We start from the raw sequence: 4,409 nt of genomic DNA, 5'->3' as shown, positions 1-4,409 counted from the left end.
CAAGACCCTTGCGTTATAACACGGCATGGGTGGTTTTAAATCACGGCAATGCGGGTTCTTTACAGCCGAGCCCATGCTCGGCTGCCGGGAAAAACAGCCGAGCATGGGCTCGGCTCTACAGAAAGCGATGCGTTATTGCAGGGTCGGGGCCGGACCGACGTCGACGCCGTCGTAGTCTTCCACGCCGGTCTGGCTGGCCAGGGCGGCCAGTTCCTGGTTGCGCAGGTCCAGCGAGGCTTCGTCGTGGATCTCCACGCGCTCCACGTGCAGCACATGGAAGGGCGCATCGCCCTCCTCCGGCTCCTGTTCGAACAGTTCCACCACCTCATAGCCCTGGGCTTCCAGGCTGGTCGCCAGCGCCTGCAGGCGGTCCGGGGTGGAATGCACGAAGTAATAGCCCCACAGCAAAGGCGTGGCGAGATCCCAGTCGGTGTTCTCGCGCAGGTTGGCGAACAGATCGCGGGTTGCTTCCAGGTCCATGGCTCTCTTCCGGTTCGGTTACTTGTCGCAGCCCTGCAGCTTCAGCACCTGGCCGGGGCGCAGGCTGTAGCTGGGGGCCTTCAGGCCGTTGGCGCGCGCCAGGGTCGGCACTTCGCACTGGAACTTCGCCGCGATGCGGCCCAGGGTGTCGCCCTTGCCGACCTTGTAGGTCTTGGCGGGCTTGGCCTTGGGCGCCGCCGGGCGCGGTGCGGCGACCGGCGCGGTCGGCGCGGTCGGCACCGTGGCGCTGGCGTTCGGGTCGGCCAGCGGCACCACGCCGCCCACGGCCACGCTGCCGGTGTAGCTGGCGGCGGTCGGGCGTACGATGGCCGCGTTCAGATCGGCGGTGATCAGGGTCCGCGCGAGGTCAGCGCGCGGGCCGCTGACGCAGTTGCGCTGGTACAGGCCGGCGATGCGGGTGGTGGCATTGATCAGCGTACCGGCCGGAATCCAGCCATCGGCTTCGTAGCGCGGGTTGAGGTTGCGCAACGCGCGCATGTAGCCGTCACGCGTGCCATGGCTGCCCAGGCAGATGGTCAGCTCGTAGATGGTGGTCGACTTGGCCAGCCGCAGGGTAGCCGGCTGCGCGCTGATCTTCGGGAACTCCACGCCGTACTGCTGCGGGTGCAGGAAGATCCACGCCGCGGCGATCACCATCGGCACGTAGTCCTTGGTCTCGCCGGGGAACTGGTTGTAGACGCTGTCGGTCCAGAAGCTCTGCCCGCCGCTCTGCTTGAACACGCGCGCGGCACGGCCTTCGCCGCCGTTATAGGCGGCCACCGACATTTCCACGTTGTTGTTCAGTTCGCGCAGGCGCTCGTTGAGGTAGCTGGCGCTGGCTTCGGCGGCGCTGCGCGCGTCGAAGCGGGTATCGAAACCGGTGCCGTCCGGGCCCAGGCCGAAGCGGCGGCCGGTAGCCGGCATGAACTGCATCAGGCCGGCCGCACCAGCGCGCGAGGACGCATGCACGCGGCCATTGGATTCCTTGGCCATGATGCCGAACAGCAGCGCCTCGGGCAGGCCGCGCTTTTCCCACTCGGGCCACATCACCGCGCGCAGGTTCTGGTAGTTCTCGTAGCTGGTCAGCAATGCCGGGCGCATGTCGGTCAGCCAGCGGCGGATGCCCGCCTGCACGGCTGGGTTGTACTCGACCATGTTGTCGAAGGCATGGCGCTTGTCATTGAGCAACGCCGCGGCGCGGGCGGCCTCAGGCACATCGGCGGTCAGCGGGCCCACGTGGTCCGGGTCGGCCTCCAGGCGGTCGCCGCCCTCGTCGGCGCTGTCATCGCTGGCGGCCGCGTCGGCATCACGCTTCAGCAGGCGCTTGTAGGTGGCCAGCATGTTGCTCATCTGGCAGCCCTTCTGCTTCATGCATTCGCTGATGACATCTTCCATGTCCTCCAGCGCCGCATCGGCTTCGTTGCTGCCCTTGGGGTCGGCATTGGCGACCAGCAGCAGGGCATCGCTGTAGCGTTTCTCGGCGGTGGCCATGCGCTGCTGCAGCGCATCGGCCTTCGCCTGGTCCCGCGCCGAAACACGCTGCGCATGGGCGTTGGGCGCCAGGGATACCAGGCCGGCAAGCGCCAGCAGCGGCCAACCACGGGAAATCAGGACAGGAACGGGCATTGGTGGCACTGTGTGCGAAACAGGCAGGCAGAGTAGCGGTGCCGCCAAGGTCCGAGCAACCCGGCCGTCGGCCCGCCACCGTCGGCGGTTAACATTGGGCGCATTCACCACAAGGGCTGGACCATGGATCCGATTCTGCTCGGCAAAGGCATCACCGACGATGTGGCTGTCACCCTGCTGCCGAAACTCGGCAACCGCCATGGCCTGGTGGCCGGTGCCACCGGTACCGGCAAGACCGTGACCCTGATGACCCTGGCCGAGGGCTTCTCGCGGCTGGGCGTGCCGGTGTTCCTGGCCGATGTGAAAGGCGATGTGTCCGGCCTGGCCGTACCCGGCACCGGTGCCGATGCCCTGCTGCAGCGCGCCGCCGAGATCGGCGTGGCCGACTACGCCCCGGCTGCCAGTCCCACCGTGTTCTGGGACCTGTACGGCAAGCTCGGCCACCCGGTGCGTACCACCATCAGCGAGATGGGCCCTACCCTGCTGGCGCGCATCCTGGAGTTGAACGACACCCAGGCCGGCGTGCTCGACATCGTCTTCAAGCTGGCCGACGACCGCGGCCTTCTGCTGCTGGACATGGACGACCTGCGCGCCCTGCTCGGCCTGGTGGCCGAGGAGCGCAAGGACATCTCCACCGAGTACGGCCTGGTCAGCGCACAGTCGATCGCGGCCATCCAGCGCTCGGTGCTGCGCCTGGCCCAGGACGGCGGCGAAGGCTTCTTCGGCGAACCTGCCCTGGAGCTGGCCGACATCATGCGGGTCAACCACGACGGTCGCGGTGTGGTCGGTATCCTCGCCGCCGACCAGCTCGTGCTCAAGCCCAAGCTCTATTCCACCTTCCTGCTGTGGCTGCTGTCGGAACTGTTCGAGCAGCTGCCGGAAGTGGGCGACCTGGAAAAGCCCAAGCTGGTCTTCATCTTCGACGAGGCGCACCTGTTGTTCGACGACGCGCCGGCCTCGCTGGTGCAGCGCATCGAGCAGGTGGTGCGGCTGATCCGCTCCAAGGGCGTGGGTGTGTACTTCTGCTCGCAGTTCCCTGACGACGTGCCGGGCAACATCCTCGGCCAGCTCGGCAACCGCGTGCAGCACGCGCTGCGCGCCTTCACCCCGCGCGACCAGAAGGCGGTGAAGACCGCCGCCGAGACCTTCGTACCGAACCCCAAGCTGGACGTAGCCAAGGCCCTCAGCCAGCTCGGCACCGGCGAAGCGCTGGTGTCCACGCTGCAGGACAAGGGCGTGCCGATGCCGGTGCAGCAGACGATGATCGCCCCGCCGCGCTGCCGGATGGGGCCGATCACCGAGGCCGAGCGCGCGCAGGTGCGTGCAGGCAGCCCGGTCGGTACCCGCTACGACACCGCGGTGAACCGCGAATCGGCCGTCGAACTGCTGGCCCAGCGCGCGCAGAAGGCCACCGAGCAGGCCGCAGCCCCGGCCGCCCGCAGCCGCGAGCAGGACGAGGCGCAGGAAGGCGGCTTCGGCCAGTCGATCAAGGACGCGATCTTCGGCACCAAGCGCCGCCAGGGCATGATCGAAACCATGGCCAAGCAGACCACGCGCACGGTCGGCACCAAGCTGGGCAACCAGATCGTGCGCGGCATCCTCGGTGGCATTTTCGGCGGCAAGCGCTGATCTGCCATTGCTGGGGTCAGATCCCTCCCGCCAGGGAGGGCTTTGACCCCTCCTCATACATCGCCCCCCTCGAAAAGAAGTCGTACTGCATGTCCCGCTGGCGTCCCCCTGCAGAAAAAAGCACCGCCCTGATCACTGCCGCCGGCCACGCCCGGTTGAAAGCCGAGCTGGATGACCTGTGGCGCGTGCGCCGCCCCGAGGTGGTGAAGGCGCTGGCTGCGGCGGCCGCCGAAGGCGACCGCTCGGAAAATGCCGAGTACACCTACCGCAAGAAACAGCTGGGCGAGATCGACCGCCGCGTGCGCTACCTGACCAAGCGCCTGGAATCGCTGCGCGTGGTCGACACCACGCCGACCGATGCGCAGGCGGTGTTCTTCGGTGCGTGGGTGGAGCTGGAGAACGTGGACAGTGGCGAGACCACCCGCTACCGCATCGTCGGTCCGGACGAGACCGATGCCGGGCTGGGCTGGATCAGCATCGACTCGCCGCTGGCGAGGGCACTGCTGAAGAAGCGCATCGATGACGAGTTCGCGGTGGAGCTGCCCGGTGGGCAGTTCACGTTCGCGGTGATCGGGGTGGCGTATGCGCCGTTGTTTTTTGGGGGGGGGGGGGGGGGGGGGGGGGGGGGGGGGGGGGGGGGGGGGGGGGGGGGGGGGGGGGGGGGGGGGGGGGGG

At 68.1% G+C, this 4,409-nt stretch carries 3 protein-coding genes and 1 pseudogene; 2 read left to right on the top strand and 2 right to left on the bottom strand.

Translation table 11 applies throughout. From position 1 onward, the window contains the following. Positions 1-132: 132 nt before the first annotated feature. Both NQ204_RS19510 and NQ204_RS19505 read right to left on the bottom strand, forming a co-directional pair. The gene (locus tag NQ204_RS19510; protein ID WP_256644697.1) at positions 133-480 is read right to left on the bottom strand and encodes a ribonuclease E inhibitor RraB; all 348 of its coding nucleotides are present in this window, start codon (positions 478-480) and stop codon (positions 133-135) included. Between the two features lie 18 nt (positions 481-498). Continuing rightward, complete coding sequence (locus NQ204_RS19505) at positions 499-2,106, bottom strand: transglycosylase SLT domain-containing protein (protein ID WP_116862742.1); 1,608 nt, start codon at positions 2,104-2,106, stop codon at positions 499-501. A 123-nt stretch (positions 2,107-2,229) separates the two neighbouring features. Here NQ204_RS19505 and NQ204_RS19500 point away from each other — a divergent pair, with 123 nt between their 5' ends. Further along, the gene (locus tag NQ204_RS19500; protein WP_343238549.1) at positions 2,230-3,735 is read left to right on the top strand and encodes a helicase HerA-like domain-containing protein; all 1,506 of its coding nucleotides are present in this window, start codon (positions 2,230-2,232) and stop codon (positions 3,733-3,735) included. 89 nt (positions 3,736-3,824) lie between these two features. Further along, positions 3,825-4,328 (top strand): annotated as a pseudogene (gene greB / locus NQ204_RS19495) (transcription elongation factor GreB); the annotation flags it as partial. Positions 4,329-4,409: the final 81 nt, after the last annotated feature.

This window comes from Stenotrophomonas testudinis (assembly GCF_024499815.1).
GTDB lineage: Bacteria > Pseudomonadota > Gammaproteobacteria > Xanthomonadales > Xanthomonadaceae > Stenotrophomonas.
This window is presented reverse-complemented; position numbering and strand designations above follow the sequence as displayed.